Raw genomic sequence first — 23,258 nt, forward strand, 5'->3', positions numbered from 1 at the left:
GGACGGCGACCAACCGGAGGCACACCGCCATGACCACCGCACTCGTCTCGGTCTTCCTCTTCGTCCACGGCTTCGTCCATCTGCCGGTCTGGCTGGCCCGGGCCAAGCTGGACGAGCCCTTCGACCCACGGCACTCCTGGGCGCTCGCCGCGGCCGGGGTGTCCGGTCCCCGTATTCCCGGCACGCTCGCGGTCAGCCTGGCCTCCGTCACCACCATGCTTTACGTCATGGCGGGCGCGGCGGCGGCGGCACAGGCAGAGGGCTGGGCCACCGCGGCGCTCCTGGCCGCGGCCACGGGGCTGTTCCTCAAGGCCCTGTGGTTCAACCCCTGGCTGTCGTTCGGGGTGGTGCTCGACATCGGTGTCATCGCGGCCGTCCTGGCAGGCTGGCCGGCTTCGCTGTACTGAACGGTCGTGCACGGTCTGTGGTCGTCCCCGCATGGAAACGGGTGCCGGACACGGGCGACGGTCACATGGAACGCCCCCTGCCACTCGGTGCAGGGGGCGTCCTACCGCTGTGCGGGGGCCCGGGGGGTGCGGTGCGCAGGTGGACGGCTCACAGGTGGACGGCGGCGCGCCGGTGCGTGCCGACCGCCCGGGGCGGTGCCTGCGGGACCCGCCCGCGCCCGCAGCGGCGTGCCATGCGCAGATACAGCTCGTCCGCGGCGGCGGCCAGCGCGACCGTCAGGGCCATGGCGGCCACCAGCAGTACGGCGAACCGCTCCCAGAACTCCGGCGTCAGACTCGTACCCATGATCACCACTCCCCTCGGACGTGCCGGTTTGTCGTCCCTGACATCGAACAGCGATCCACGGCACCCGGCGTGAGCCGACCGGCCCGGACCCGGGCCCGCGACAGGCCCCTCGCACCGGACTCTCCGGGGCCGGTCGGCCCATACGACGAGGGTCGGTCGCCTCATGGCGCGGCGCCGCCACCAGGAGAAGGCTTCAGTCACACACGGTGCCGATCGCAGAGGCACCCCCGTCCCGGAAGGTTCCGGAGGTGACGATCATGAAGCGGATCCACGCGACCAGGCGCCCCACAACCCCACGACGGCCGGCACCGCCGGACCTGCGCACTCCGTCCGGGCGACCGATGCCGTACTGAGGTACGAGTTCTCCCTGGCGCAACGGCCGTTAGACCCGCGACGGTGCCCGTCCGGCACTGGGGAACGAGGCCGCGAAGCGCTTCGCTGGAAGTGTCGGAGGAGGATGCCATGTCCAGCGCTCCATCGCCCGCCCGCCGCATCCACCCCACCGTGCTGACGGCGGCGCTGACGCTTTCCCTGCTGACGGTCGCAGCGTGCGGCAGCGGTTCAGCTACCTCGCAGGGCACCGAGCCGCCCCAGTCCCCCGCGGAGAGTTCGGGGACGTCCGGCGGCGCTTCGAGTGAACCCACCCCGTCCGCGCCCACGACAGCGGCCCCGACCCCGGAGACGACCACCCCGACCCCGGCCGACGGGTCCGGCGACACAGCGGCCAAGAAGATCCGTACGGCCGTCTACTTCCTGCACGGCGAGAAGGTCTCGGCCGCCCCGCGTACCGTCGCTACACCCGCGACCGCCGCCTCGGCGCTGCGTGCCCTGCTGGCCGGCCCCAGCCGCACCGAGGGCCGCAGCGCCCGCACCACGGCCATCCCGTCCGGCACCGCGCTGCGCTCCGTCGTCATCCGCGACCACATCGCGACGGTCGACCTGTCCGACCGCTACGACGACGGCGGCGGCAGCCTGTCCATGCGGGCCCGCCTGGCTCAGGTCGTGTTCACCGTCACCCGCTTCCCGAGCGTGCACAAGGTCTCCTTCGAGATCGAGGGCGCGCCCGTGAAGCACCTGGGCGGCGAGGGCGTCGTCCTGAACGGGCCGGTCGGCCGGGCCGACTTCGAGGACCTGACCCCCGCGGTCCTCGTCGAGTCCCCGATGCTCGGCGACACCGTCCGCAGCCGGTTGCGCGTGTGGGGTACCGCCGACACCTTCGAGGCCGAGTTCCGGCTGAAGGTCACCGACGTCACCGGCCGCACGGCCGCCGACGTCCAGGTGCGGGCGACGTCGGGCACGGGCCAGCGCGGCACCTTCGACGTCACCTTCCCCTACAAGGCCGTCCGCTCCGGGCCGGGCCTGCTCACGGCGTACTACGTGTCGCCCGAGGACGGCCGACCCGTGACCGTCGACACCGTGCCGCTGACCGTGAACCGCTGACACCGGTCCGCGACACGCGAGAACCCCGGCGCGGGGCCCGCGCCGGGGGTCGTCCATGTCCGGGCCGAGGGGCGAGTCCCTCACGGCGGACAAGTCCAGCACCACAGGCGGGCGGGATCAGGGCTCACCTCGTACGACGGTGCGGCCGGAGCCGGTCGGCCTCGGCAGGTCCGGCCGCGGCCACAGCCGTACCGGGCGCTCGGCCGCCCGGTCCTCCGACCAGCCGGTCAGCAGCACGGCCACACCGAGCAGCGGCCAGGCCAGGGCGTAGAGCAGACCCGCCGAGTCGAGCGGCAGGAGCCGCTCCAGCGCGGGCACCCGCCACATCAGGTCGATGAGGAGGACTCCGGCCACCAGCGCCACCTCGTGCCAGAGGTACATCGTCACGGCGCGGGCGTTGAGCAGGACCACGGCGGAGTGGACCGGCCGGACCCGGGTCACCCAGTCACCACGGCTCGGACCGAACCGCAGCAGCGCGAGGACGAAGCCGAAGGACCACAGCGCCTGGCCGAGCGGGATGGATCCGAGGTCGTACCCCTCCTCGGTGGGATGGGTCAGGGCGAACCAGCCGCCCACGGCCATCACGCCGGCCGCGACCGCCACGGCCCGGCCCACCGGCAGCCGGCGTACCAGGCCGTCGTGATGGGCGAAGCCGAGCAGCCAGCAGGCCCCGAACGTGACCAGGTCGGTGACCGGGGCTTCGACGCGGGTGGGCAGGGGCACCCCTCCGCTCTGTGCCAGGGCCGCCAGGGCCAGGAAGGCCGCCGTCGAGGTCCACGGCGCCTTGCGGAACACCCGCAGCAGCGCCGGCGAGAGGATCACGAACAGGACGTAGGCCCGGATGTACCACAGGGGTGCGGCGATCTGCCGGGCCCAGTCGGTGTCGGCGAGGGGCGGCTCGTCCACCGGCACGATCCAGAACACCATCCGGGCCCAGTCGGCGCCGGGGCGCCACCCTCGCCACACCATCGCGGCGACCATGACGAGGCCGAACAGCCACACCGGCGGCAGCAGCCGGCGCATCCGGGCCCGGATCACCGCGCGTCCGGTGCGGTCGCCCCGGTCGAGCGAACGGGCCATCAGGGAACCGGCCAGGGCGAACATGACGCCCAGGGCGGGGAAGGCGAGGGTGAGCCAGGCCCAGTTGAAGGTGTGGTAAGTGACCACGCGCACCAGGGCGACGGCACGCAGGAAGTCCAGGTAGAGATTGCGGCCTCGGGCACGGCGGACGGGCGGTACGACGGGAGGCGCGGGCCGTTCGGCCGGGGGCATGGCAACGATCGGCGCGGGCCGTCCGAGGCGCAGCGTCGCTTCGTCCGGAACCTGCCGCGGCACCACGGTCACCGACGGCACGGACGTCACCCGGCCCGTGCGCCGCAGCTTGTGCCAGCGCAGCCGGGCCCCGGTGAGCGCCGTGGTGACGGACTGCAACAGGACCGTGTAGAGGAACTGACGGTAGAAGAGCTGCTGGAACGGCAGCGCCCACAGCGTGCGCAGCTTCTCGCCGTCGAGCCGCAACGCGTAGGCGGCGCACAGGAGTTGCACGCCGATCAGCGCGCCCCAGGCGAGGGCGGTGCGGGCGGGGTCCTGGAAGAGCAGCCCGTACAGCAGGAACAGGTCGATGAGCGGGGCCAGCAGCGGCAGGAGGACGGTGAACAGCACCACCAGCGCGAGCCCGTACCGCCCGAAGTGCCCCGCGTGCCCCCGTTCGACGACGGCGTGGCGGTGCTTCCACATCGCCTGGAGCGTGCCGTAGCTCCACCGGTAGCGCTGCCGCCACAGCTGGCCGACGGTCGCGGGCGCCTCGGTCCAGCCGCGGGCGTGCTCCTCGTAGACCACCCGCCAGCCGCCCCGGTGCAGGGCCATGGTGAGGTCGGTGTCCTCGGCGAGGGTGTCGCCGCTCAGGCCGCCGACGTGCCTCAGGGCACGACGTCGGTAGGCGCCGACGGCCCCCGGCACGGTGGGAATGCAGCCCAGCTCGTCGTACATGCGCCGGTCGAGGTTGAGGCCCATGACGTACTCGAGGTGTTGCCAGGTGCCCAGCAGCCGACCGCGGTTGCCGACCTTGGTGTTGCCCGAGACCGCGCCGACGCGCGGGTCGGCGAACGGCTGCACGAGGTGGTGCACGGTGCCGGGTTCGAAGACGGTGTCCCCGTCCAGCATGACGACGAGCGGGTGGGAGGCGTACGCCAGACCGGTGTTGAGCGCGGCGGGCTTGCCCCGGTTGGGCTGCCGTACGACGGTGACGTGCGGCAGGGAGAGGGACGCGACGGTCGCGGCCGTGCCGTTGGTGGAGCCGTCGTCCACCACGATGATGTCCACCGGGTGGGTGCTCGCGGCCACGGACAGCACGGTCCGGGAGATGCAGGCACGCTCGTTGTAGGCGGGGATCACCACGCTGACGGGCTCGGTGACCTCCGCCCCCCAGCGGAAGCCGGGCTCCCGGCGCCGCCGCGCGTGCCGGTGGGCGAGGGCCACCATGGCCGCGAACCGGGCGAGCGTCAGGGCGCCGACCGCCGCCAGTGTCCAGGCGAGGACGGGCACCAGCCGGTCGCCGACGACCACGGCGGCCACGAAGACCCGTCCGCTCCACAAGTCCGCCCCGCTGACCGGCCGGTGGGCGTCGGTGCCGCCGAGCGCGCCGGTGACGGTGGTGAACCGGTAGCCGCGGTCGCGGAGCTCGGGGATGACGAGATCGAGGGCGCGGACGGTCTGCGAGCGGTCGCCGCCAGAGTCGTGGAGCAGCACCACCGCGCCCTGCCCGGTGAGCGCCTCGGTCACGCGGGAAGCGATGGCGGACGCGCCCGGGCGGCGCCAGTCCTCGGTGTCGACGTCGACGAACGCGGTGAGGTAGCCCTTCTCCCCCAGACGCTTCACCACCGCCCACGACCGGTCGTCCAGGTCGGCGGCGTGCGCCGAGTAGGGCGGGCGCACGAGTGAGCTGTGGATGCCCGCCGCGCCCGCCAACGCCAGCTGGCTCTGGGCCAGTTCACGGTCCGTCTTGGCCTGCGACGCGTATCCGAGGTCGGCGTGGGTGAAGGTGTGCAGGCCGACTTCGTGTCCGGCGGCCACCATGCGCCGTATCAGGCCTGGTTCGCGGGCGGTCGCCGCACCGGTGACGAAGAAGGTGCCCTTGACTGCGTGGTGTTCGAGCACGTCGAGCACCTTCGGGGTCCAGTCCGGGTCCGGGCCGTCGTCGAAGGTCAGCGCGACGGTGCGGTCCGGGAGGGTGTGGCTGCGCCGGCCGGAGCCGATGGCCTCGATCACCGGCCCGCCCCGCAGCACGTCCTCGGGCACGTGGCTCGCCGACACCGGCGGGTGGACGCGGTGGTCCTCGGCGAACTCCCCGTGCACATAGCCGTGCAGGAGCAGTACGCCCGACAGCACGGCCAGGACGAGGAGCAGCAGGACCACCCGGGGCCGGGCGGCGGTGCGCCGGGCGCGGACGGTGCCGGCGGGGCCGGCGGCCTGTCGCCCGGTGCCCCTTCTCGGCGGTCGCCCGGGCATGGTCAGAGTCCTGCGGTGGGGTCGGCGGGGGCGGTCTCACCCGGACCGGGTGAGGAGGACCCGGTCGGGTCGTCCACGGAGGTCTCCGGGGCGGGCTCCGACGTCTGAGCCGGGCTCGTGTTCTGCGTCCCCTCCGGCGACTCGGTCGGCGTGGGCGTTCCCGTGCCGCCCGAATCGGTGGGTGTGCCGGTGCCGGTGGGTGTCGGGGTGTCCGTCGGCGTACCGGAATCGGTGGGCGTGCCGGTGCCGGACGGGGTGCCGGTGCCCGTCAGGGTCGACGGGTTCTGGCTCGTCGTCGGGGCCGGGGGCGCACCGGAGTCCGTGGGCGTGAGCGAGGGCACCGGGATGTCCGACGGGGAGACGGACGGGACGGCGGAGGGCACGGGCGTGGCCGGCGGGTTGTCCGGTGTCCCGTCCTCCACGGATCCCGGCTCCCCGGACGGCAGGCCCGGCACGGGCAGCACGCTTCTCGGGGCGAACGGTGTCGCGCCCCAGAAACTCAGGGCCAGCACCAGGGTGTATCCGGCGCACAGCGCGCCGAAGGCGTACGTGAGACGCCGGACGCGACGGCTCCGGCGCCCGCTGGGGTCGACGAAGACAGGGGCGGAGTCGTCCTCCGCCGCCGCCCGGCGCGCGGCCACCGCACTGATCAACCGCATGGTCCCGGTGCGCGTGCGCTTCGGCTTGGGCGGCCTGACACGGAACGACAGCATGGTTCCCCCCTCCCGCCCACCGTCTCCAGCCTCGGGGACCGGCATCGCGGCCCCAAGGGGCCGACCGGCACGCAGGACGGGTCCTCCGGGTCCTGTCGCGGGAACCGCCGACGGCTCCAGCCTGGGGGCGGAAACGCTTCAGGGAGGGGAAGATCATGGCGTCCGTCACCTTCGACAAGGCGACCCGGTGCTTCCCGGGCATGGCTCATCCGGCCGTGTGCGATCTCGATCTGGCCATCGCCGACGGCGAGTTCATGGTGCTGGTGGGGCCCTCCGGCTGCGGCAAGTCGACCAGCCTGCGGATGCTCGCCGGGCTGGAGGAGGTCGACAGGGGATCGATCCGTATCGGTGACCAGGAGGTCACCCATCTCCCGCCCAAGGACCGGGACATCGCGATGGTGTTCCAGAACTACGCGCTCTACCCGCATATGACGACGGCCGCGAACATGGGCTTCGCCCTCAAGATGGCGCGCATGCCCAAGGACCGGATGCGGGAGCGGGTCCGGGAGGCCGCGGCCATCCTCGACCTCCAGGACTATCTGGACCGCAAGCCCAAGTCCCTTTCGGGCGGGCAGCGTCAGCGGGTCGCGATGGGCCGGGCGATCGTCCGTGAGCCGCAGGTGTTCCTGATGGACGAGCCGCTGTCCAACCTGGACGCCAAACTGCGCGTCCAGACCCGCACCCAGATCGCCGTGCTCCAGCGCCGTCTGGGTACCACCACCGTCTACGTCACCCACGACCAGGTCGAGGCCATGACCATGGGCGACCGGCTGGCCGTGATGAAGGACGGGCTGCTCCAGCAGGTGGGCACGCCGAAGGAGGTGTTCGCGCACCCGGCCAACACCTTCGTGGCCGGCTTCATCGGCTCACCGGCGATGAACCTCTTCCGGCTGCCGATCACCGCCGACGGTGTCCGACTCGGCTCCCTGACCCTTGCGCTGCCCCACGACACGCTGCGGGCCGCCGGCACCGGGGGCGCGACGGAGCTCACGCTCGGCGTCCGGCCCGAGCGGTTCGAGGCCCTCTCACCCGAGGACCTGGAGACTCCCGGCCTGGACCTCGTGGTGGACGCCGTGGAGGACACCGGCTCCGTCGCCTACCTCCACACCACCGCCAAGCTCGGCCAGGACCTCGTCCCGGTCGTGGTCCGGCTGCCGGGCCGGCCCACGCACGGCAAGGGCGACGCGCTGCGGGTCGCCGTGCGTCCGGACGCCGTGCACTGCTTCTCGGCCGCGACGGGCTTGCGCCTGCCCGACACCGCACCGGCGGAGTGAGGGCCCGGCGCTCCTCGGGCACCCGGGACCCTTGGCCTGCCGGGTGCCCCCGGTCGGCCCTCGTACCGTGGGCGGTGGGGCGGTCACGCTGGTAGCGGGCCCTGCCCCCGGTGTGCGGCGCCCTGCCCCACGGGGAGCGTTGCGGCCCGAAGGAGTTGATCGTCGTGACAACCCTGACGTCCCTGCCGGACCGACCGGTCCGGGTCAACGCGGTACTGGACGCGCCGCTGTCGCGCTGGTTGTGGCTGGTGAAGTGGATCCTGGTGATCCCGCACTACGTGGTGCTGTTCTTCCTCTGGATCGCCTTCACCGTGGTGAGCGTGATCGCGTTCTTCTCGATCCTGTTCACCGAGCGCTACCCCCGCGGCCTGTTCGACTTCAACCTGGGCGTGCTGCGCTGGAGCTGGCGGGTCGCCTACTACTCGTACGGCGCCCTGGGCACCGACCGCTACCCGCCGTTCAGCCTCCGTGAGGAGGCCGACTACCCGGCCCGGCTGGACATCGCCTACCCGATGCGGCTCTCCCGGCGTCTGGTGCTGGTGAAGTGGTGGTTGCTGGCCATCCCGCACTACCTCGTCGTCGGCTTCTTCCTCGGCGGCTGGCACCTCGGCTGGTGGGACGGCGGACTCGTCGCCGTGCTGGCGCTGATCGCCGCCGTGACCCTGGCCTTCACCGAGAAGTACCCCCGGAGCCTGTTCGACCTGATCCTCGGCCTCAACCGCTGGGTCCTCCGGGTCGCCGCCTACGCCGCCCTGATGACCGACGCCTATCCGCCGTTCCGCCTCGACATGGGCGGCACGGAGCCGGGTGACGCACCGCAGGACCGGCTGACGCCGTAGCCGGGCCGGCGCATCTGCGTGACGCGGCTGCCGGCCGCTCCGACAGCGACTCGGTGTACCGCACGACAGGCCGCAGGGGCCACAGCGAGGGGAAGCGAGCCGGGCCCCGAGGGATGGCTCGACTCCCGAGGGGCCGAGGGTCCCGTATCCGGGACCTGACCGTCCCTGGCCGTGGCGGGGTGTCGCGGGGTTGGCTGGGAGACGGTGGAGGACTCCGTCCCGAATGAGGGAGGCAACCGTGGTCACCGTCAAAGAGGCCGCCGCAGAGTTCCTGGCCAAGAAGCGCATCGCGGTCACCGGAGTGTCCCGCGCGCCGCAGACGCACGCCGCCAACGCGGTCTACCGGTGGCTGCGGGAGCGCGGCTACGAGGTGTTCGCCGTCAACCCGAACGCCGAGGAGGTGGAGGGCGACCGGTGCCGGCCCGACCTTAAGTCCGTTCCCGGTGGGGTCGAGGCGGTCGTGATCGGCACCCGGCCGGAGGCCGCCGAGGGGACCCTCCGCGAATGTGCCGACCTCGGCATCCGCCTTGTGTGGATGCACCGGCTGTACGGCACCGGCAGCGTCTCGGAGCAGGCCGCGGCGTACGGCCGGGAGCACGGGATCACCGTGATCGAGGGTGGCTGCCCACTGATGTTCGGGCCGACCGCCGACACCGGTCACCGGATCATGCGGATGGCGCTCACCCCGGCGGGCCGGCTGCCCAGGCGGGTGGAGGTGCCCTGATGGCCGGGTCCGGCGGACTGCACCGGCTCGACCGGTGGATGTACGGCGGCGGCCGCCCCAACCGGGTGGCACGCGCTCTGAACCGGCTCGCGGCGGCCCAGTACGCCGTCGGGCTCGCCCCGCGGTACTGCGTGACGCTGGAGGTGCCGGGGCGGCGTACCGGCCGTTACGTCTCCTTCCCGCTCGTCGTCGCGGAGCACGAGGGCGAGCGCTACCTCGTGGCGATGCTGGGCGAGAAGGCGAACTGGGTGCGCAACGTCCGTGCGGCCGGCGGCCGGGTGACGCTGCGGCGCGGACGCCGTACGGAGGTCCGGCTCGTCGAGGTGGACCCCGCCGACCGTGCGCCGGTGCTGAAGGCCTACCTCCGGCGGGCGCCGGGTGCCCGGGCCCATGTCCCGGTGGACCGGCTGGCCCCGGTCGAGGAGTTCGCGCGGGTCGCGGACCGGTTCCCGGTCTTCCGCGTCACACACGGGTGAGGCCGTGCGCGGCGCGACCGTACGGCCGCCGCCCGGGACCTTCGGCCCCTGCCGCGCCGGCCCCGCGGTGCGCGAAGGTCGAAGAAGATCCGCAGCGAAGGACGAACCGGGCCAGGAGGAACTCATGTCCGTCGTCTCCGTGTCGGGGCTGGTGAAGAGGTTCGGTCGGTTCCGTGCCCTGGACGGGCTGGACCTGACCGTGACGACCGGGGAGGTGCACGGGTTCCTCGGGCCCAACGGCTCGGGCAAGACCACCACCCTGCGGGTCGTGCTCGGGCTGTTGCGGGCCGACGCGGGCGAGGTCCGGCTGCTGGACGGGGACCCGTGGCGTGACGCGGTGCGGCTGCACCGGCGGCTGGCCTATGTGCCGGGCGATGTGAGCCTGTGGCCGAAGCTGACCGGCGGCGAGATCATCGACGTCTTCGGGCGACTGCGCGGCGACCTCGATCCCGTCCGGCGGGACGAACTGCTGGAGCGGTTCGAGCTCGACCCGGCCAAGAAGGCCCGCACCTACTCCAAGGGCAACCGGCAGAAGGTCGGCCTGGTGGCCGCGCTGGCCTCCCGGGCCGAGCTGCTGCTCCTGGACGAACCCACCTCGGGCCTCGACCCGCTGATGGAGAGCGTCTTCCAGGAGTGCGTCCGCGAGGCGACGGCCGAGGGCCGCACGGTCCTGCTGTCGAGCCACATCCTGGCCGAGGTGGAGGCCCTGTGCGACCGGGTGAGCATCATCCGGTCGGGCCGCACGGTGGAGACCGGCACCCTCGCCGACCTGCGGCATCTGACGCGGACGTCGATCGACGCGGTGACGATGCGCACGCCCACCGGGCTCGGCGCCCTGTCCGGCGTGCACGACCTGCGCGCCGAGGACCACCGGGTCCGCTTCGACGTCGACACCGACCGCCTCGACGAGGCCGTACGCCTCCTCGGCGGCTTCGGCATCCGCACCCTGACCAGTAAACCGCCCACGCTGGAGGAGCTGTTCCTGCGCCACTACGGCGACGAGGGGGACGCACCCGAGGACGGCGACCGGCGATGAGCGCCTCCTCCGACCTCACCGGCACCGCCGTCCTCACCCGGCTCGTCCTGCGCCGCGAACGGATCCGCATCCTCGTCTGGATCGTCGCCGTGCCCCTGCTGGTGCTGCTGACGACGGCCAGCGTGAAGGGCCTCTACCCCACCCAGCACGATCTCGACGTGGCGGCCGAGGCCGGCGAGGACAACGCGGCGGCCATCGCCTTCAACGGTCCCGCCCAGGGCCTCGACACCCTGGGCGGCCAGGTCGCCTTCCAGGTGGGCACCTTCGGGCTGGTCCTGGTGGCGCTGATGAGCATGTTCCTGACGGGCCGGCAGACCCGGGCCGAGGAGGAGGCGGGCCGCGCCGAACTGATCGGAGCCCTCCCGGTCGGCCACCACGCGAACGCCACCGCCACCCTGCTCGTCGTGGCGGGCATGAACGTCACCGTCGGCACGCTGGTGACGCTGGGTCTGATCGGCATGGACCTGCCCACCACGGGCTCGGTCGTCTTCGGCGTCTCCTTCTGCGCGCTCGGACTCGTCTTCGCCACGATCACCCTCGTCGTCGCCCAGATCTCGGAGAACACCCGGGTGGTGCACGGCAGTACCGGTGCCGTGCTGGGGCTGGCGTTCGTCCTGCGCGCCGCGGGGGACATCGGGGACGGCACGCTGTCGTGGCTCTCGCCGATCGGCTGGGTCCAGAAGACGCGGCCGTTCGCGGGTGAACGCTGGTGGCCGCTGCTCGTCCCGCTTCTGTTCGCCGTGGCCGCCGTGTTCGCGGCCCACGCGCTCTCCGACCGGCGCGACCTGGGCGCGGGCCTCGTACCGCCCCGACCGGGCCCGCCCCGGGCGGCACCGGGTCTCGGCCGTCCCCTGGGGCTGGCCCTGCGGCTCCAGCGGGGCAGCCTCGTCGGCTGGTCCTGCGGTGTGTTCCTGACCGGTCTCGCCTACGGCTGGGTCGCCGACGACGTCGAGGACTTCGTCGCCGACAACGAGGCCATGGCGGACCTGCTCACGGGGTACGCCGGGGCGAGCCTCACCGACTCCTACCTGTCCCAGTCCCTGCTCGTCGTGGCCCTCCTCGGCGCCGGGTTCACCGTGCAGTCCGTACTGCGGCTGCACGGCGAGGAGAGCGCGCTGCGGGCCGAGCCGGTGCTCGCCACCCCGGTCTCACGGGGCCGGTGGCTGGCCAGTCACCTCACGGTCGCGCTGGCCGGAAGCGTCGTGGTCCTCGCCGCCGCGGGCCTGGGCACAGGGCTCGCCTACGGCCTCACCCGCGGCGACCTGGGCCAGGTGCCCCGGCTGGTCGGCGCCGCGCTCGTCTACACCCCGGCGCTCTGGCTGCTCGCGGGGTTCGCCGTCGCACTGTTCGGGTTCGCCCCGCGTACCGCGACCGCCGCATGGGCCGCCCTCGTCGCCTGCTTCGTCATCGGCCTGCTGGCCCAGGCCCTCGACCTGCCCGAACGGGCCCGCGACCTCTCCCCCTTCCAGCACATACCCCACCTGCCCGCGACCGACCTGACCTTCACCGCTCCGATCCTGCTCCTGGCGGTCGCCGCCGCTCTCACCGCGGCCGGATGGGCGGGCCTGCGCCGAAGGGACGTCGGCTGACAAGTCCCTCGTGGCGAAAGGACGTTCGGCGCGCACTCGGGGCCGCTCGGCCCACGCCTCGCCCACCCGGCACCGCTCACTGTGGGAGCAGGAGGCGTTCTCCGGGGAGGCAGTCATGACCGAACAGGCCGAGGACAACGGCATCGTGGTGGGTGTCGACGGATCCGAGGCGTCCCTGGCGGCACTGCGCTGGGCCGAAGGCCAGGCGCGTGCCCTTCGTACGCGGGTCGTGGCCGTGCACGTGTGGGAACCGGCCGCGGCCCGGCTGGCGCCCTACGCCCCGGCGGCCGCCCGGCCCACCCCCGAGGAGGAGCGGGAACAGGCCGCCGGAGTCCTGGCCGCCGCCGTCCGTGAGGTGTTCGGACCGCGCGAGGCCACCGCCGTGCGCGCCGTCGTGGCGCAGGGGCCGCCGGCCCGGGTACTGCTCCGGTACGCCGACGGCGCGCTCCTGCTCGCGCTGGGGCGCAAGGCGCACAGGCAGTGGGAGGCGCCGGCGGTCGGCGCGGTGGGCCACGCCTGTCTGCGGCACGCGACGGTGCCCGTGGTGACCGTCCCCGCCGCCGAGCGGTCCGAGCCGGCGCTCAGGTCCGTCGAGGCACCCGGACGCGTGCACAGCGGTGCCGCGTAGCCGCACGCGACCGACGTACAGCGAGGTGACGTCATGGACATCCTGGTCGGGTACACGAGCGCGCACGGTTCCACCGGTGAGATCGCGGCCCATATGGCCGAACGGTTCAGCGCCGCGGGGTTCAAGGCCGAGGCGAGGGCGTTGGAGACGGTGGAGGACGCCGACGCCTACCGGGCGTTCGTCCTCGGCAGCGCCGTGCATGGGCAGCGCTGGCTCGATCCGGCGTACGCCTTCCTCGACGCCAACTCCGGCCTGCTGGGCGACCGGCCGTTGTGGATCTTCAGCGTCGGCATGCCGGGCGCGCTGCGCGGGCCGTGGAAGCGTCTCGCGTTCAAGGAGGTCCCGGTGATCCTGGACAGCCTCCCCGGTGACCTGCCGCATCGCGACCACCGGCTCTTCGCCGGGGTCGTGACCACCCGTCAGCTGCCCTTCGCCGGACGCCTGTTGTTCCGGCTGATGGGCGGCCGCTTCGGGGATCTCCGTGACTGGCCCGCGATCGACGCGTGGACCGACGCGATCGCCGCGGAACTCGCCGCCGGCTGAATCGAGCCCCCTCCCGATCAGCGCAGGCGCGAACCCGGCGGCGCCCCGTGTCCCGTCGGGCACGGGGCGCCGTCCTCGCGATCAGCTCCGTTCGGGCACGATCGCCACCGGGCAGTCCGCGTGGTGCAGCAGTACGTGTCCCACGGGCCCCAGCTGGAGTCCGTAATGGCCGTGCCGGCGCCGGGCGCCGATGACCACGAGGTCCGCCGCGGCGGTCCGGCTCAGCAGCACCTTGCGGGCCGGTCCCTCGACCGTGTCCTCGCGGACGCGGACCTCCGGGTGCTCGGCCTGCGCCTCCCGGAGCAGGGTGTCGAGCAGGGCGGAGGCCTGAGCCTCGTGCTGGTGCGCCGGATCCTCGGCGAGCATCGGGTGGTCGGCGGTCTCGTGGGCCGGGCAGCGCCAGGTGCGGACGGCGTCCAGGACACAGCCTCGGGAGGCCGCCTCGCGGAACGCGAACCGCACCGCCTCGTCGCCGGTCGCGGGGTCGCCCGCGCCGAGCACGACCCGTTCGTGGGTGCCCGCGAGGCCGGCCTTGTCGCCCCGCACCACGATGACCGGGCAGTCCGCACGGGCCGCCACGGCCAGGCTCACCGAACCGAGCAGCAGACCCGTCAGCTCACCGCGGCCACGGGACCCGGTCACCAGGGCCGAGGCGTTCCGGCCCTCGCGCAGCAGCACGGCCACCGCCTCCTGGCCCACCACCTCACCGGTGACCTTCACGTCCTGGTTGCGACGCCGGGCCCGCTCCACCGCGGAGCCGAGCACGTTCTCCGCCAGCACCCGCCCGGACGGGCGCTCCAGGCCGCCCGGCAGGGCGGCCTCTTCGTAGCGCTCCCACATCGAGGCGTGGACCAGCCGCAGCGGCAGGGCCAGGCGGGCGGCCTCGTCCACCGCCCAGTCGACCGCCACGAGGCTCGGTTCGGATCCGTCGACGCCCACGACCAGGGGCAGCTCCATCGTCCCCACCGCCTTTCGTCAGGTTGCTGCGCATCGGGCAGCAGTCAGGGGTCACCGTCACCGTGGCACGCCGGTCCGCCGGGCGGCAGGGGCGGTTCGGCCCTTGTGCGGGCCGATCGGCCTTCAGCTGTGAACGGCCGTGTGGTGGCGGTCGAACTGGTGCCGGGCCCGCTTCGGTGGCGGTGTCCAGCCCGCGCGCCGGCGCAGCACCCGCACGGCGAGGGCGTCGACGGCCGCCACGAGGACGATCGTCACTCCGACCGCCGCGACCAGCAGGACCGCGAAGCGCTCCCAGAACTCCGGTGTCAAGCTCGTGCCCACCGTGCTCGCCCCCTTTCGGGCCGGGGGATGTCTCCCCATACCACCAGCCAACTCCGTTACGGGGCACGGCGCTTGAGCCGACGGTCCCGGGCAGGAGTCTCATCCGGCCCTTGCGCGACGCCGCCGGCGGTGGGTCAGCGCACGAGGACGCGCTCACCGGAGCGCGGGACGACGGCCGTCCAGCCCAGGGCGTGGTCGATGCGGTCGCGCAGCGCGGCGGCCGCGTCGGGCTCGCCGTGCACGAGGTAGGTGGTGTGGGGAGCCGGGGCGCCGCGCAGCCACTCGATGATCTGCCCGGCGTCGGCGTGCGCGGAGAAGTGCGGTACGTCGGCCACCTGGGCGCGCACCGGGACGTACTCGCCGAACATCTTCAGCGCCTTGGCGCCGTCGACGAGGTCGCGGGCCCGGGTGCCCCGGGCCGCGAAGCCGACCACGACCACGGTGTTGCGCGGGTCGGGCAGCAGGCGCCGCAGATGATGCAGGACGCGGCCGCCGGTGGCCATGCCGGACGCCGACACGATGACGGCGGGACCGCCGGCCCGGCCGATCTCGACGGACTCCTGGATGGAACGGGCGGCGAGGAACGGCTCGGGGCTCAGCGCGGCGGTGCCGGCGGCGCTGATCTCGGGGCGCAGCTCGGGCGCCCGGGTCAGCAGGGCGTCCCGGTAGACGTCGAGGGCGGCGAGCGCCATCGGGCTGTCGACGTAGACGGGCACCGATGCCGGGAGGCGTCCGGCGCGGCGCAGTTCGGCGAGTTCGTGCAGGACGATCTCGGTGCGGTCGAGGGCGAACGCGGGGATGACGACGGTGCCGCCGCGGGCGAGGGTGCGGGTGAGCACGCTCGCGAAGTGGGCGCGTCCGGCGTCCTCCTCGTGGCGCCGGTTGCCGTAGGTCGACTCCATCAGCAGCACGTCCGCCCCGGAGAACGGCTCCGGGGGGCGCAGCAGGGGATGGCCGGGGCGGCCGAGGTCGCCGCTCACGGCGAGGGTGTGGCCGTCCTCCAGCGTGAGCCGGGCCCAGGCGGAGCCGAGGATGTGGCCCGCGGAGTGGAGGGTGACGGTGGTTCCGGTGGCGATCTCGGCCTCGACGCCGATCGGTACGGGGTCGAGGAGTTTCATGGTGCGGTCCACGTCCGAGTCGTCGTAGAGCGGCTGTGCGGGGCGGTGCTTGGACCAGCCGTGCTCGTTGGCGTGGTGGGCCGCCTCCATCTGGAGCTTGGCGCTGTCGCGCAGGACGATCTCCATGAGCCGGGCGGTGAAGTCGGTGGCCACCACGCGGCCCCGGAAGCCGTGCCGGACCAGCCGGGGCAGATAGCCGCAGTGGTCCAGGTGGGCGTGGGTGATCACGACCGACTCGATGTCGGCGCCGTCGCAGGGCAGGCCGCGCCAGTTGCGCCGGCGCAGGTCGGCCAGGCCCTGGAAGAGACCGCAGTCGATGAGGACACGGGCGTGGTCGGTCTCGACCAGGAACTTGCTGCCGGTGACCGTGCCCACCGCGCCCAGGAAGCTCAGCAGTGCGGGTCGGGACGGTGCGGGGGCCGGTCCGATGACGGTCATGACGTTCCTCTCCTCATCGGTCGGGGCCGATCGGCCCTGGCGGACGCGCCGCCGGTGTGTTGTGCTGGAGGTGTCGGGAAGGGACCCGGAAAGACGCGGAGAAGCGGCCGGCGGCCGTGCACCGCGCAATCAGGATCCGCGAGAAGCGGGTAGGGCCCTTCCCGTCCTCGCTGTCCGGGCCCGCGGGCCCCGCGACATCTCCAGCCTCCGCCATGACCGCCTCCGCGGCATGGGCCGACCGGCCCTGATCAGCTCTCCGTTCGGGCAGCCTCGCGGCCGCCGTACGGATCGCCGGTGCCGCGTCCGCGCCCCGCCGGCAGACCGACAGGGGCGGGCCAGCCAGCCCACCGGCACGCTCCATACATGGACGAGGCGGGTGAAGGGCAGGCCGCGAAGAGCAGACAGGCCGTGAGGGCGCGGAGCTGGAAGAGCAGCGGGGCGTCCGCGATGGCCTCGGGCCGCGGCTGGAGCGTGAACAGGCCCCGGAACCAGACAGAGATGGTGGAGCTGTAGTCGTAGCCGGCGCCGAAGACGTTGTGGGCGGCGGTGGCGGCGATGCCGAGCAGGACGGTGGCGGACAGCCGCGGGAAGAGCAGCTTGTCGCTGCGGTCGGCGCCGAGGTGCTCAGTGGCCGGCTGTGGCAGGCGTCCGCCCTGTACGCGGTGGCGTTCGGCGGCTATGTGGCGTTCTCCGTCTACCTGCCCACCTGTCTCAAGACCGGCTACGGCCTCACCCAGTGCGACGCCGCGAACCGGATGGCGGGGTTCGTGCTGCTCGCGGTGGCGATGCGGCCGGTCGGCGGCTGGCTGTCGGACCGGATCGGCCCCGTGCGGGTGCTGTCCGGGTCGCTGGCCGTGGTGGTCGTGGGCGCGCTGGTCCAGTCGGCCACTCCGTCACTGGCCCCGCTGGGCACGGTCGCGTTCCTGGCGATGGCGGCCTCGCTGAGTGCGGCCAGCGGGGCGACCTTCGCCTTCGTGGCGCTGCCGGCCCGGAGCGGACCGGTTCGGTCACCGGTGTGGTCGGCGCCGGGCGGACTGGGCGGCTTCGTACCGCCGCTGGTGATGGGCGCGCTCTACGGCACGTATGGCTCGTACGCGCTCGGCCTGCTGCTGCTCGCCGTGGTGGCGGGCGCGGCCCTGGTCTACACCGGGACCGGTGTCCAGCGGGCGGCCGTCCCGCCCGTTCCCGCCGTGAAGCCTCACTGACCAGTGCCAAAGGGCCGTTCGGCCCTCGGCGGGGGCCGCTGTGGCCCCTGCCGTCGGCACGGTCCACGACGAGATCCTGAGAGTGCAGCGCCCCGCGCAGCAGAGTGCGGGCGCCGTCGATCCGGGGAGGTGTCGGCCGTGCTTCGTCCCGTTGTCGTAGGGCTGGACGGTTCACATGAAAGCCTCGCGGCCGCCGACTGGGCGGCCCGGGAGGCGCTGCGGCGCGGACTGCCGCTGCGGCTGGTCCACGCGTGGGAGGGCGGCGCCTCGCCCGAAGTGACGGATCTGCCCGAGCTGGAGGCGCCGCGCCACTGGGCGAAGCGGATCCTGCGCGGTGCGATGGACCAGATCAACGAGCGCTATCCGCAGGTGTACATGAGCGCGGACCAGATCTCCCGGCCGGCGGCCGAGGCCCTGGTCGCCGCGGGTGACGAGGCGGAGCTGCTGGTCCTGGGCAGCCGGGCGTTCAGCGGGTTCGGCGGCTTCATGGCCGGATCCGTGGCGCTGGCGACCGTGGCCCATGTGGCGCGGCCCGTGGTCCTCGTACGGGCCGACCAGACTCCGGACGACGAGCACGCGCCGGACGCCGAGGGACGCGCCTCGGCGCGCACGCCGTACCGCGTCGTCGTGGTCGGCGTCGATCCGGCCTCACCGTGCGAGGAGTTGCTGAACTTCGCCTTCGAGAGCGCGGCGCTGCGATCCGCCGCGCTGCGCGTGGTGCACGGCTGGCGCCTGCCGTACGTGCCCGCCGCTCTGGAGGCCAAGGCGCGCCGGGAGGTGGGGGCAGCCGCCGAGCGGACGCTCGGCGTGGTGCTCGCGCCGTGGCGGGAGAAGTTCCCCACGGTCGAGGTCCACGAGATGGTCGAGGAGGGACGTCCGGCACAACTGCTCCTCCAGGTCACCGAGGACGCCGGTCTGCTGGCCGTCGGCCGCAGGATCCGCCCGTCCCGGATCGGCACCCACACCGGGCCGATCGCGCACGCCGTGATGCACCACGTCCGCTGCCCCGTCGTCATCGTCCCGCACGCATGAGCCACCACCCGGGGTGAGCGTCCCTCCCGGTCCGATCACAGGGCGCCGGACCGGGAGGGACCCCGACCTGTCCGGGCCCGCGCGCAGGACGAGTGACCTGGGGAGCCCCCGCTCCCCCATCGCCACGACCGATCCGGAACCCGCTCACCAGGAGGGTGCCGTGTTCCAGGTACGTATTCACGGCCGCGGCGGTCAGGGTGCCGTCACGGCCGCGGAGTTGTTGTCGGTGGCGGCCTTCCTGGAAGGCCGCCACGCACAGGCGTTCCCGAGTTTCGGCTCGGAGCGCACCGGGGCGCCCGTCATGGCGTTCTGCCGGATCGACGACCGGCCGATCCGGGTCCGTGAGCCCGTCACGCTGCCCGACGCCCTGGTGATCCAGGACGCGACGCTGCTGCACCAGGTCAACGTCCTCGAAGGGCTCCGCCCCGGTGGCGCGGTCCTGATCAACGCGACGCGCGGACCGGACGACCTGGGCCTGGAGACCCTCACGGGCCCGGTGCTCACGGTCCCCGCCACCGCGCTCGCCCTGCGCCACGTCGGCCGCCCGCTGCCCGGCGCCGCCCTGCTCGGCGGTCTGGCCGCGCTCACCGGCTGTGTGACGCTCGACTCCCTCGCGACGGCCGTGCGGGATCGTTTCCCCGGCCGGCTGGGCGTGGCCAACGCCGACGCCGCGCGGGAGGCGTACGAGCACGTCGAGCTCGCGTTGAAGGAGCTGTCCCATGCTCAAGCAGACTGAGGGCTCGCGCGCGGTCGCCGAGACCGTCGCCTACTGCCGCCCCGAGGTGATCGCCGCCTATCCGATCTCGCCGCAGACGCACATCGTGGAGGAGCTCAGCCGGCTGGTGAAGTCCGGCGCGCTCGACCCTTGCGAGTACGTCAACGTCGAGTCGGAGTTCGCGGCGATGTCCTTGTGCATCGGCGCCTCGGCGGCCGGTGCCCGTGCCTATACGGCGACCGCAAGCCAGGGCCTGCTGTACATGGTGGAGGCCCTCTACAACGCGTCCGGGCTCGGGCTGCCGATCGTGATGACGGTGGCGAACCGGGCGATCGGCGCGCCCATCAACATCTGGAACGACCACAGCGACTCCATGTCCCAGCGGGACTCGGGCTGGATCCAGCTCTACGCGCGCGACAACCAGGAGGCCGCCGACCTGCACCCGCAGGCGTTCCGGCTGGCCGAGGAGCTGTCGCTGCCGGTGATGGTGTGCATGGACGGCTTCGTCCTCACCCACGCCTGGGAGCGGATCGAGGTGCCCGAGCAGGCGCAGGTGGACGCGTTCCTGCCGCCGTACGAGCCCCGCCAGGTCCTCGACCCCGGCGAGCCGGTGTCGATCGGCGCGATGGTCGGTCCCGAGGCCTTCACCGAGGTGCGGTATCTGGCGCACGCCAAGCAGATGCAGGCGCTGGAAGCCATCCCGGACATCGCACGGGAGTTCCGTGAGGCGTTCGGGCGGGACTCCGGCGGGCTGGTCCATCCCTACCGCTGCGAGTTCGCCGACACCGTCGTGGTGGCCCTCGGCTCGGTGCTGGGCACGGTGTGCGACGTCGTCGACGAGATGCGGGCAGCGGGGGTGCGGATCGGGGTGCTGGGGATCACCTCCTTCCGGCCATTCCCGCTGGAGGAGGTACGCACCGTCCTCGGGAACGCCCGCCGGGTGGTCGTACTGGAAAGGGCGTTGGCAGTCGGCGTCGGCGGGATCGTCGCGCAGAACGTGCGCACCGCGCTGTCCGGGATCCGGCTCGACGGCCACACCGTGATCGCCGGTCTGGGTGGGCGCCCGGTCACCAAGGCGTCGCTGCACCGGCTGTTCGCCGACGCGGTGGCCGGGCGGCTGGGCCAACTGACGTTCCTGGACCTCGACCACGACCTCGTGGCACGGGAGTTGGACCGGATGGCGCGGACCAGGCGGTCCGGGCCGTCGGCGGAGAACATCCTCCGCGACCTGGGGAGCAACCGATGAGCGGCACACAGCAGATCAGGTTCTACCAAGTCGGCAGCTTCGCCGCCGGCAACCGGCTGCTGGGCCCCGAGGCGCAGTCCGACCAGGCCGACCCGGGCCGTTCCAACGCGCTCACCTCGGGCCACCGCGCCTGCCAGGGCTGCGGCGAGGCGCTCGGCGCCCGCTACGTCCTGGACGCGGCCCAGCGCGCGACGGGCGGCCAGGTGATCGCCGTCAACGCCACCGGCTGCCTGGAGGTGTTCTCCACGCCGTACCCGGAGACCTCCTGGCAACTGCCCTGGCTGCACTCCCTGTTCGGCAACGCGCCCGCCGTCGCCGCCGGGGTCACCGCCGCACTGCGCGCCAAGGGCCGCACCGACATACGGGTGGTCGGACAGGGCGGCGACGGCGGCTCCGTCGACATCGGGCTCGGCTGTCTGTCCGGCATGTTCGAGCGTAACGACGACGTTCTGTACGTCTGTTACGACAACGAGGCGTACATGAACACCGGCGTGCAGCGCTCCGGGGCCACTCCCCCGACCGCGCGCACGGCCACCACCCAGGCGGTCGGCGAGGAGCCCGGCGCGCCCTTCGGACAGGGCAAGAACCTGCCGTTGATCGCGATGGCGCACGAGATCCCCTACGTCGCCACGGCCACCGTGGCCGGCCTGCGCGACCTGGAGGCGAAGGTGCACCGGGCGATGGGGATCCGCGGGGCCCGCTATCTGCATGTCCTGGTGCCCTGTCCGCTGGGCTGGGGAACGGCGTCCTGCGACACCGTGCGGATCGCCCGGCTCGCCGAACAGAGCGGTCTCTTCCCGGTGTTCGAGGCCGTCGACGGCGAGGTCACCGACGTGACGCCGATCCGGCGGCGGGTACCGGTCGAGGAGTACCTGCGTCCGCAGAAGCGGTACGCGCACCTCTTCGAGCCGGAGGTCCGCACCGATGTCATCGCCCGCCTCCAGCGGGCCGCCGACCGCAACATCGCCCGCTTCGGGCTGCTGGCGGAGGAGAACGTGTCATGAACGACCGTGTCATGAGGGACAAGCCGTTCGCGATCACCCTGGACGTGGGCTCCAGCCTGGCCAACCGGACCGGCGCCTGGCGCACCGAACGCCCCGAGTACGTCCACCGGCTGCCGCCGTGCAACCAGGCGTGCCCAGCCGGCGAGAACATCCAGCAGTGGCTGTTCCACGCCGAGAGCGGCGACTACGAGGCCGCCTGGCGGCAGTTGATGCGGGACAACCCGCTGCCCGCCGTCATGGGCCGGATCTGCTACCACCCCTGCGAGACCGCCTGCAACCGCGTCCAGGTCGACAACGCCGTCGGCATCAACGCCGTCGAGCGCTTCCTCGGTGACAAGGCCATCGAGGGGGGCTGGACGATCGAGGCCCCGACGGCTGGCTCCGGCAAGCGGGTGCTGGTCGTCGGCAGCGGGCCCGCCGGACTGTCGGCCGCCTACCATCTGCGGCTGCTCGGCCACGAGGTGACGATCCGGGAGGCACAGGAGCGCCCGGGCGGCATGATGCGCTACGGCATCCCGCGCTACCGGCTGCCCCGCGAGGTCCTCGACGCCGAGATCGACCGCGTCCTGGCGCTGGGCATCGCCCTGGAGTGCGGCACCCGGGTCGACGACGTGCTCGCCGCGCAACGGGACGGCGGCTTCGACGCGGTGTTCCTGGCGGTTGGCGCGGGCATCGGCCGGCGTACCTACATCCCGGCCGGGGACAGCGCCCGCATCCTCGACGCGGTCGCGCTGCTGGGCAGCATGGAGGGCGAGGTCCCGCCGCTGCTGGGCCGCAGGGTCGCCGTCTACGGCGGCGGGAACACGGCGATGGACGCCGCCCGCACCGCCCGCAGGCTGGGCGCGACCGACGCCGTGGTCGTCTACCGGCGCACCCGGGACCGGATGCCCGCGCATGACGAGGAGGTCGAGGAGGCCCTGGAGGAGGGCGTCCGGATGAAGTGGCTCTCCACCGTCAAAGACGCCGACGGCGCCCGTCTCACCATCGAGCGGATGGAGCTCGACGACACCGGCTTCCCGCAGCCCACGGGCGAGTTCGAGGAGCTGGACACCGACGCGCTGGTGCTCGCGCTGGGCCAGGACTCCGATCTGTCGCTGCTCCGGGATGTGCCCGAACTGGCCGTGGAGCACGGCATGGTGCGGGTCGCGGAGGGCCTCATGACCGGTCACCGGGGCATCTTCGCCGGCGGCGACATGGTGCCCTCCGAGCGCACGGCCACCGTGGCCGTCGGGCACGGCAAGAAAGCGGCCCGGCACATCGACGCCTACCTGCGCGGGACGTCGTACACCCCGGATCCCAAACACGCGCCCGCGGACTTCGAACGGCTCAACCCCTGGTACTACGCCGACGCGCCCGCCTCGGTACGGCCCCGGCTCGAACTGGCCCGCCGCGTCTCCACGTTCGACGAGGTGGTGCTGGGGCTCGACGAGTCGACGGCCCTGTTCGAGGCCAGGCGCTGCATGTCCTGCGGCAACTGCTTCGAGTGCGACAACTGCTACGGCGTCTGCCCCGACAACGCCATCACCAAGCTCGGCCCCGGCAGGGGCTTCGCGATCGACCTGGACTACTGCAAGGGGTGCGGGCTGTGCGCGGCCGAGTGTCCGGCCGGGGCGATCCTGATGGTGCCGGAGGAGTGACCCGTCTTGCCGACAGCCCGGCACACCGACGGGGCGCCACCCCGGTCGTCGCGGTGGCGCCCC

General features: G+C 73.2%; 22 protein-coding genes and 2 pseudogenes. 16 read left to right on the plus strand and 8 right to left on the minus strand.

Features of this window, described 5'->3' with window-relative positions:
* The first annotated feature begins 29 nt into the window (after positions 1 to 29).
* Positions 30 to 407, plus strand: coding sequence for a hypothetical protein (locus tag ABKA17_RS18085; RefSeq protein ID WP_353693107.1), 378 nt, complete (start codon positions 30 to 32; stop codon positions 405 to 407).
* A 148-nt stretch (positions 408 to 555) separates the two neighbouring features.
* On the opposite strand, the gene ABKA17_RS18090 is transcribed toward ABKA17_RS18085, so the two are convergent.
* Positions 556 to 753, minus strand: coding sequence for a hypothetical protein (locus tag ABKA17_RS18090; RefSeq protein WP_353693108.1), 198 nt, complete (start codon positions 751 to 753; stop codon positions 556 to 558).
* Between the two features lie 462 nt (positions 754 to 1,215).
* Between ABKA17_RS18090 and ABKA17_RS18095 the strand changes: the two genes are divergently transcribed.
* The gene (locus tag ABKA17_RS18095; RefSeq protein ID WP_353693109.1) at positions 1,216 to 2,193 is read left to right on the plus strand and encodes a GerMN domain-containing protein; all 978 of its coding nucleotides are present in this window, start codon (positions 1,216 to 1,218) and stop codon (positions 2,191 to 2,193) included.
* 117 nt (positions 2,194 to 2,310) lie between these two features.
* Here the strand turns inward: ABKA17_RS18095 and ABKA17_RS18100 are convergent, their stop codons facing one another.
* The 3 genes and pseudogenes from ABKA17_RS18100 to ABKA17_RS18110 all read right to left on the minus strand — a co-directional run bounded on the left by ABKA17_RS18100 (position 2,311) and on the right by ABKA17_RS18110 (position 6,413).
* Complete coding sequence (locus tag ABKA17_RS18100) at positions 2,311 to 3,465, minus strand: acyltransferase family protein (protein WP_353693611.1); 1,155 nt, start codon at positions 3,463 to 3,465, stop codon at positions 2,311 to 2,313.
* A gap of 87 nt (positions 3,466 to 3,552) precedes the next feature.
* Positions 3,553 to 5,700, minus strand: a pseudogene (locus ABKA17_RS18105) (bifunctional polysaccharide deacetylase/glycosyltransferase family 2 protein); the annotation flags it as partial.
* 2 nt (positions 5,701 to 5,702) lie between these two features.
* Positions 5,703 to 6,413, minus strand: a complete 711-nt coding sequence (locus ABKA17_RS18110) for a hypothetical protein (RefSeq protein WP_353693110.1) — start codon at positions 6,411 to 6,413, stop codon at positions 5,703 to 5,705.
* A gap of 155 nt (positions 6,414 to 6,568) precedes the next feature.
* Here ABKA17_RS18110 and ABKA17_RS18115 point away from each other — a divergent pair, with 155 nt between their 5' ends.
* The 8 genes from ABKA17_RS18115 (at position 6,569) to ABKA17_RS18150 (ending at position 13,522) form a co-directional block, all read left to right on the plus strand.
* Complete coding sequence (locus ABKA17_RS18115; protein WP_353693111.1) at positions 6,569 to 7,687, plus strand: ABC transporter ATP-binding protein; 1,119 nt, start codon at positions 6,569 to 6,571, stop codon at positions 7,685 to 7,687.
* Between the two features lie 164 nt (positions 7,688 to 7,851).
* Entirely contained in the window at positions 7,852 to 8,526 is a 675-nt protein-coding gene (locus tag ABKA17_RS18120) for a DUF4389 domain-containing protein (protein WP_353693112.1), read from the plus strand.
* Positions 8,527 to 8,764: 238 nt separating this feature from the next.
* Positions 8,765 to 9,250, plus strand: coding sequence for a CoA-binding protein (locus ABKA17_RS18125; protein WP_353693113.1), 486 nt, complete (start codon positions 8,765 to 8,767; stop codon positions 9,248 to 9,250).
* Complete coding sequence (locus ABKA17_RS18130) at positions 9,250 to 9,726, plus strand: nitroreductase/quinone reductase family protein (protein ID WP_353693114.1); 477 nt, start codon at positions 9,250 to 9,252, stop codon at positions 9,724 to 9,726. Before ABKA17_RS18125 ends, ABKA17_RS18130 begins: the two co-directional genes overlap by 1 nt.
* A 124-nt stretch (positions 9,727 to 9,850) precedes the next feature.
* Positions 9,851 to 10,762: an ABC transporter ATP-binding protein gene (locus ABKA17_RS18135; RefSeq protein WP_353693115.1), complete on the plus strand. Its 912-nt coding sequence runs from the start codon at positions 9,851 to 9,853 to the stop codon at positions 10,760 to 10,762.
* Entirely contained in the window at positions 10,759 to 12,351 is a 1,593-nt protein-coding gene (locus ABKA17_RS18140) for an ABC transporter permease (RefSeq protein ID WP_353693116.1), read from the plus strand. Before ABKA17_RS18135 ends, ABKA17_RS18140 begins: the two co-directional genes overlap by 4 nt.
* Before the next feature lie 115 nt (positions 12,352 to 12,466).
* Positions 12,467 to 12,979, plus strand: a complete 513-nt coding sequence (locus tag ABKA17_RS18145; protein WP_353693117.1) for a universal stress protein — start codon at positions 12,467 to 12,469, stop codon at positions 12,977 to 12,979.
* 33 nt (positions 12,980 to 13,012) lie between these two features.
* Complete coding sequence (locus tag ABKA17_RS18150) at positions 13,013 to 13,522, plus strand: flavodoxin domain-containing protein (protein ID WP_353693118.1); 510 nt, start codon at positions 13,013 to 13,015, stop codon at positions 13,520 to 13,522.
* 81 nt (positions 13,523 to 13,603) lie between these two features.
* On the opposite strand, the gene ABKA17_RS18155 is transcribed toward ABKA17_RS18150, so the two are convergent.
* From ABKA17_RS18155 to ABKA17_RS47960, 4 genes and pseudogenes are all read right to left on the minus strand, one after another.
* Positions 13,604 to 14,479 carry a universal stress protein gene (locus ABKA17_RS18155; protein WP_353693119.1) on the minus strand — a complete coding sequence of 292 codons (876 nt, stop codon included), beginning with the start codon at positions 14,477 to 14,479 and terminating at the stop codon, positions 13,604 to 13,606.
* Between the two features lie 123 nt (positions 14,480 to 14,602).
* Positions 14,603 to 14,800 carry a hypothetical protein gene (locus ABKA17_RS18160; RefSeq protein ID WP_353693120.1) on the minus strand — a complete coding sequence of 66 codons (198 nt, stop codon included), beginning with the start codon at positions 14,798 to 14,800 and terminating at the stop codon, positions 14,603 to 14,605.
* A gap of 134 nt (positions 14,801 to 14,934) precedes the next feature.
* The gene (locus ABKA17_RS18165) at positions 14,935 to 16,356 is read right to left on the minus strand and encodes an MBL fold metallo-hydrolase RNA specificity domain-containing protein (RefSeq protein ID WP_353693121.1); all 1,422 of its coding nucleotides are present in this window, start codon (positions 16,354 to 16,356) and stop codon (positions 14,935 to 14,937) included.
* A gap of 327 nt (positions 16,357 to 16,683) precedes the next feature.
* A pseudogene (locus ABKA17_RS47960) lies at positions 16,684 to 16,976 on the minus strand (respiratory nitrate reductase subunit gamma); the annotation flags it as partial.
* A 60-nt stretch (positions 16,977 to 17,036) separates the two neighbouring features.
* Between ABKA17_RS47960 and ABKA17_RS18175 the strand changes: the two are divergent.
* From ABKA17_RS18175 to ABKA17_RS18200, 6 genes are all read left to right on the plus strand, one after another.
* Positions 17,037 to 17,561, plus strand: coding sequence for an MFS transporter (locus ABKA17_RS18175; protein WP_502994308.1), 525 nt, complete (start codon positions 17,037 to 17,039; stop codon positions 17,559 to 17,561).
* 138 nt (positions 17,562 to 17,699) lie between these two features.
* Positions 17,700 to 18,593, plus strand: coding sequence for a universal stress protein (locus ABKA17_RS18180; RefSeq protein WP_353693122.1), 894 nt, complete (start codon positions 17,700 to 17,702; stop codon positions 18,591 to 18,593).
* Positions 18,594 to 18,753: 160 nt separating this feature from the next.
* Positions 18,754 to 19,329, plus strand: a complete 576-nt coding sequence (locus tag ABKA17_RS18185; RefSeq protein ID WP_353693123.1) for a 2-oxoacid:acceptor oxidoreductase family protein — start codon at positions 18,754 to 18,756, stop codon at positions 19,327 to 19,329.
* Positions 19,313 to 20,554: a transketolase C-terminal domain-containing protein gene (locus tag ABKA17_RS18190; RefSeq protein WP_353693124.1), complete on the plus strand. Its 1,242-nt coding sequence runs from the start codon at positions 19,313 to 19,315 to the stop codon at positions 20,552 to 20,554. Before ABKA17_RS18185 ends, ABKA17_RS18190 begins: the two co-directional genes overlap by 17 nt.
* Complete coding sequence (locus ABKA17_RS18195; RefSeq protein WP_353693125.1) at positions 20,551 to 21,558, plus strand: thiamine pyrophosphate-dependent enzyme; 1,008 nt, start codon at positions 20,551 to 20,553, stop codon at positions 21,556 to 21,558. The genes ABKA17_RS18190 and ABKA17_RS18195 overlap by 4 nt, the downstream gene beginning before the upstream one ends.
* A complete protein-coding gene (locus ABKA17_RS18200; protein ID WP_353693126.1) occupies positions 21,555 to 23,195 on the plus strand; it encodes an NAD(P)-binding protein in 1,641 nt (546 codons plus the stop codon). The genes ABKA17_RS18195 and ABKA17_RS18200 overlap by 4 nt, the downstream gene beginning before the upstream one ends.
* Positions 23,196 to 23,258 lie beyond the last annotated feature (63 nt).

The sequence above is a fragment of the Streptomyces sp. RG80 genome, from assembly GCF_040446465.1.
Lineage (GTDB): Bacteria > Actinomycetota > Actinomycetes > Streptomycetales > Streptomycetaceae > Streptomyces.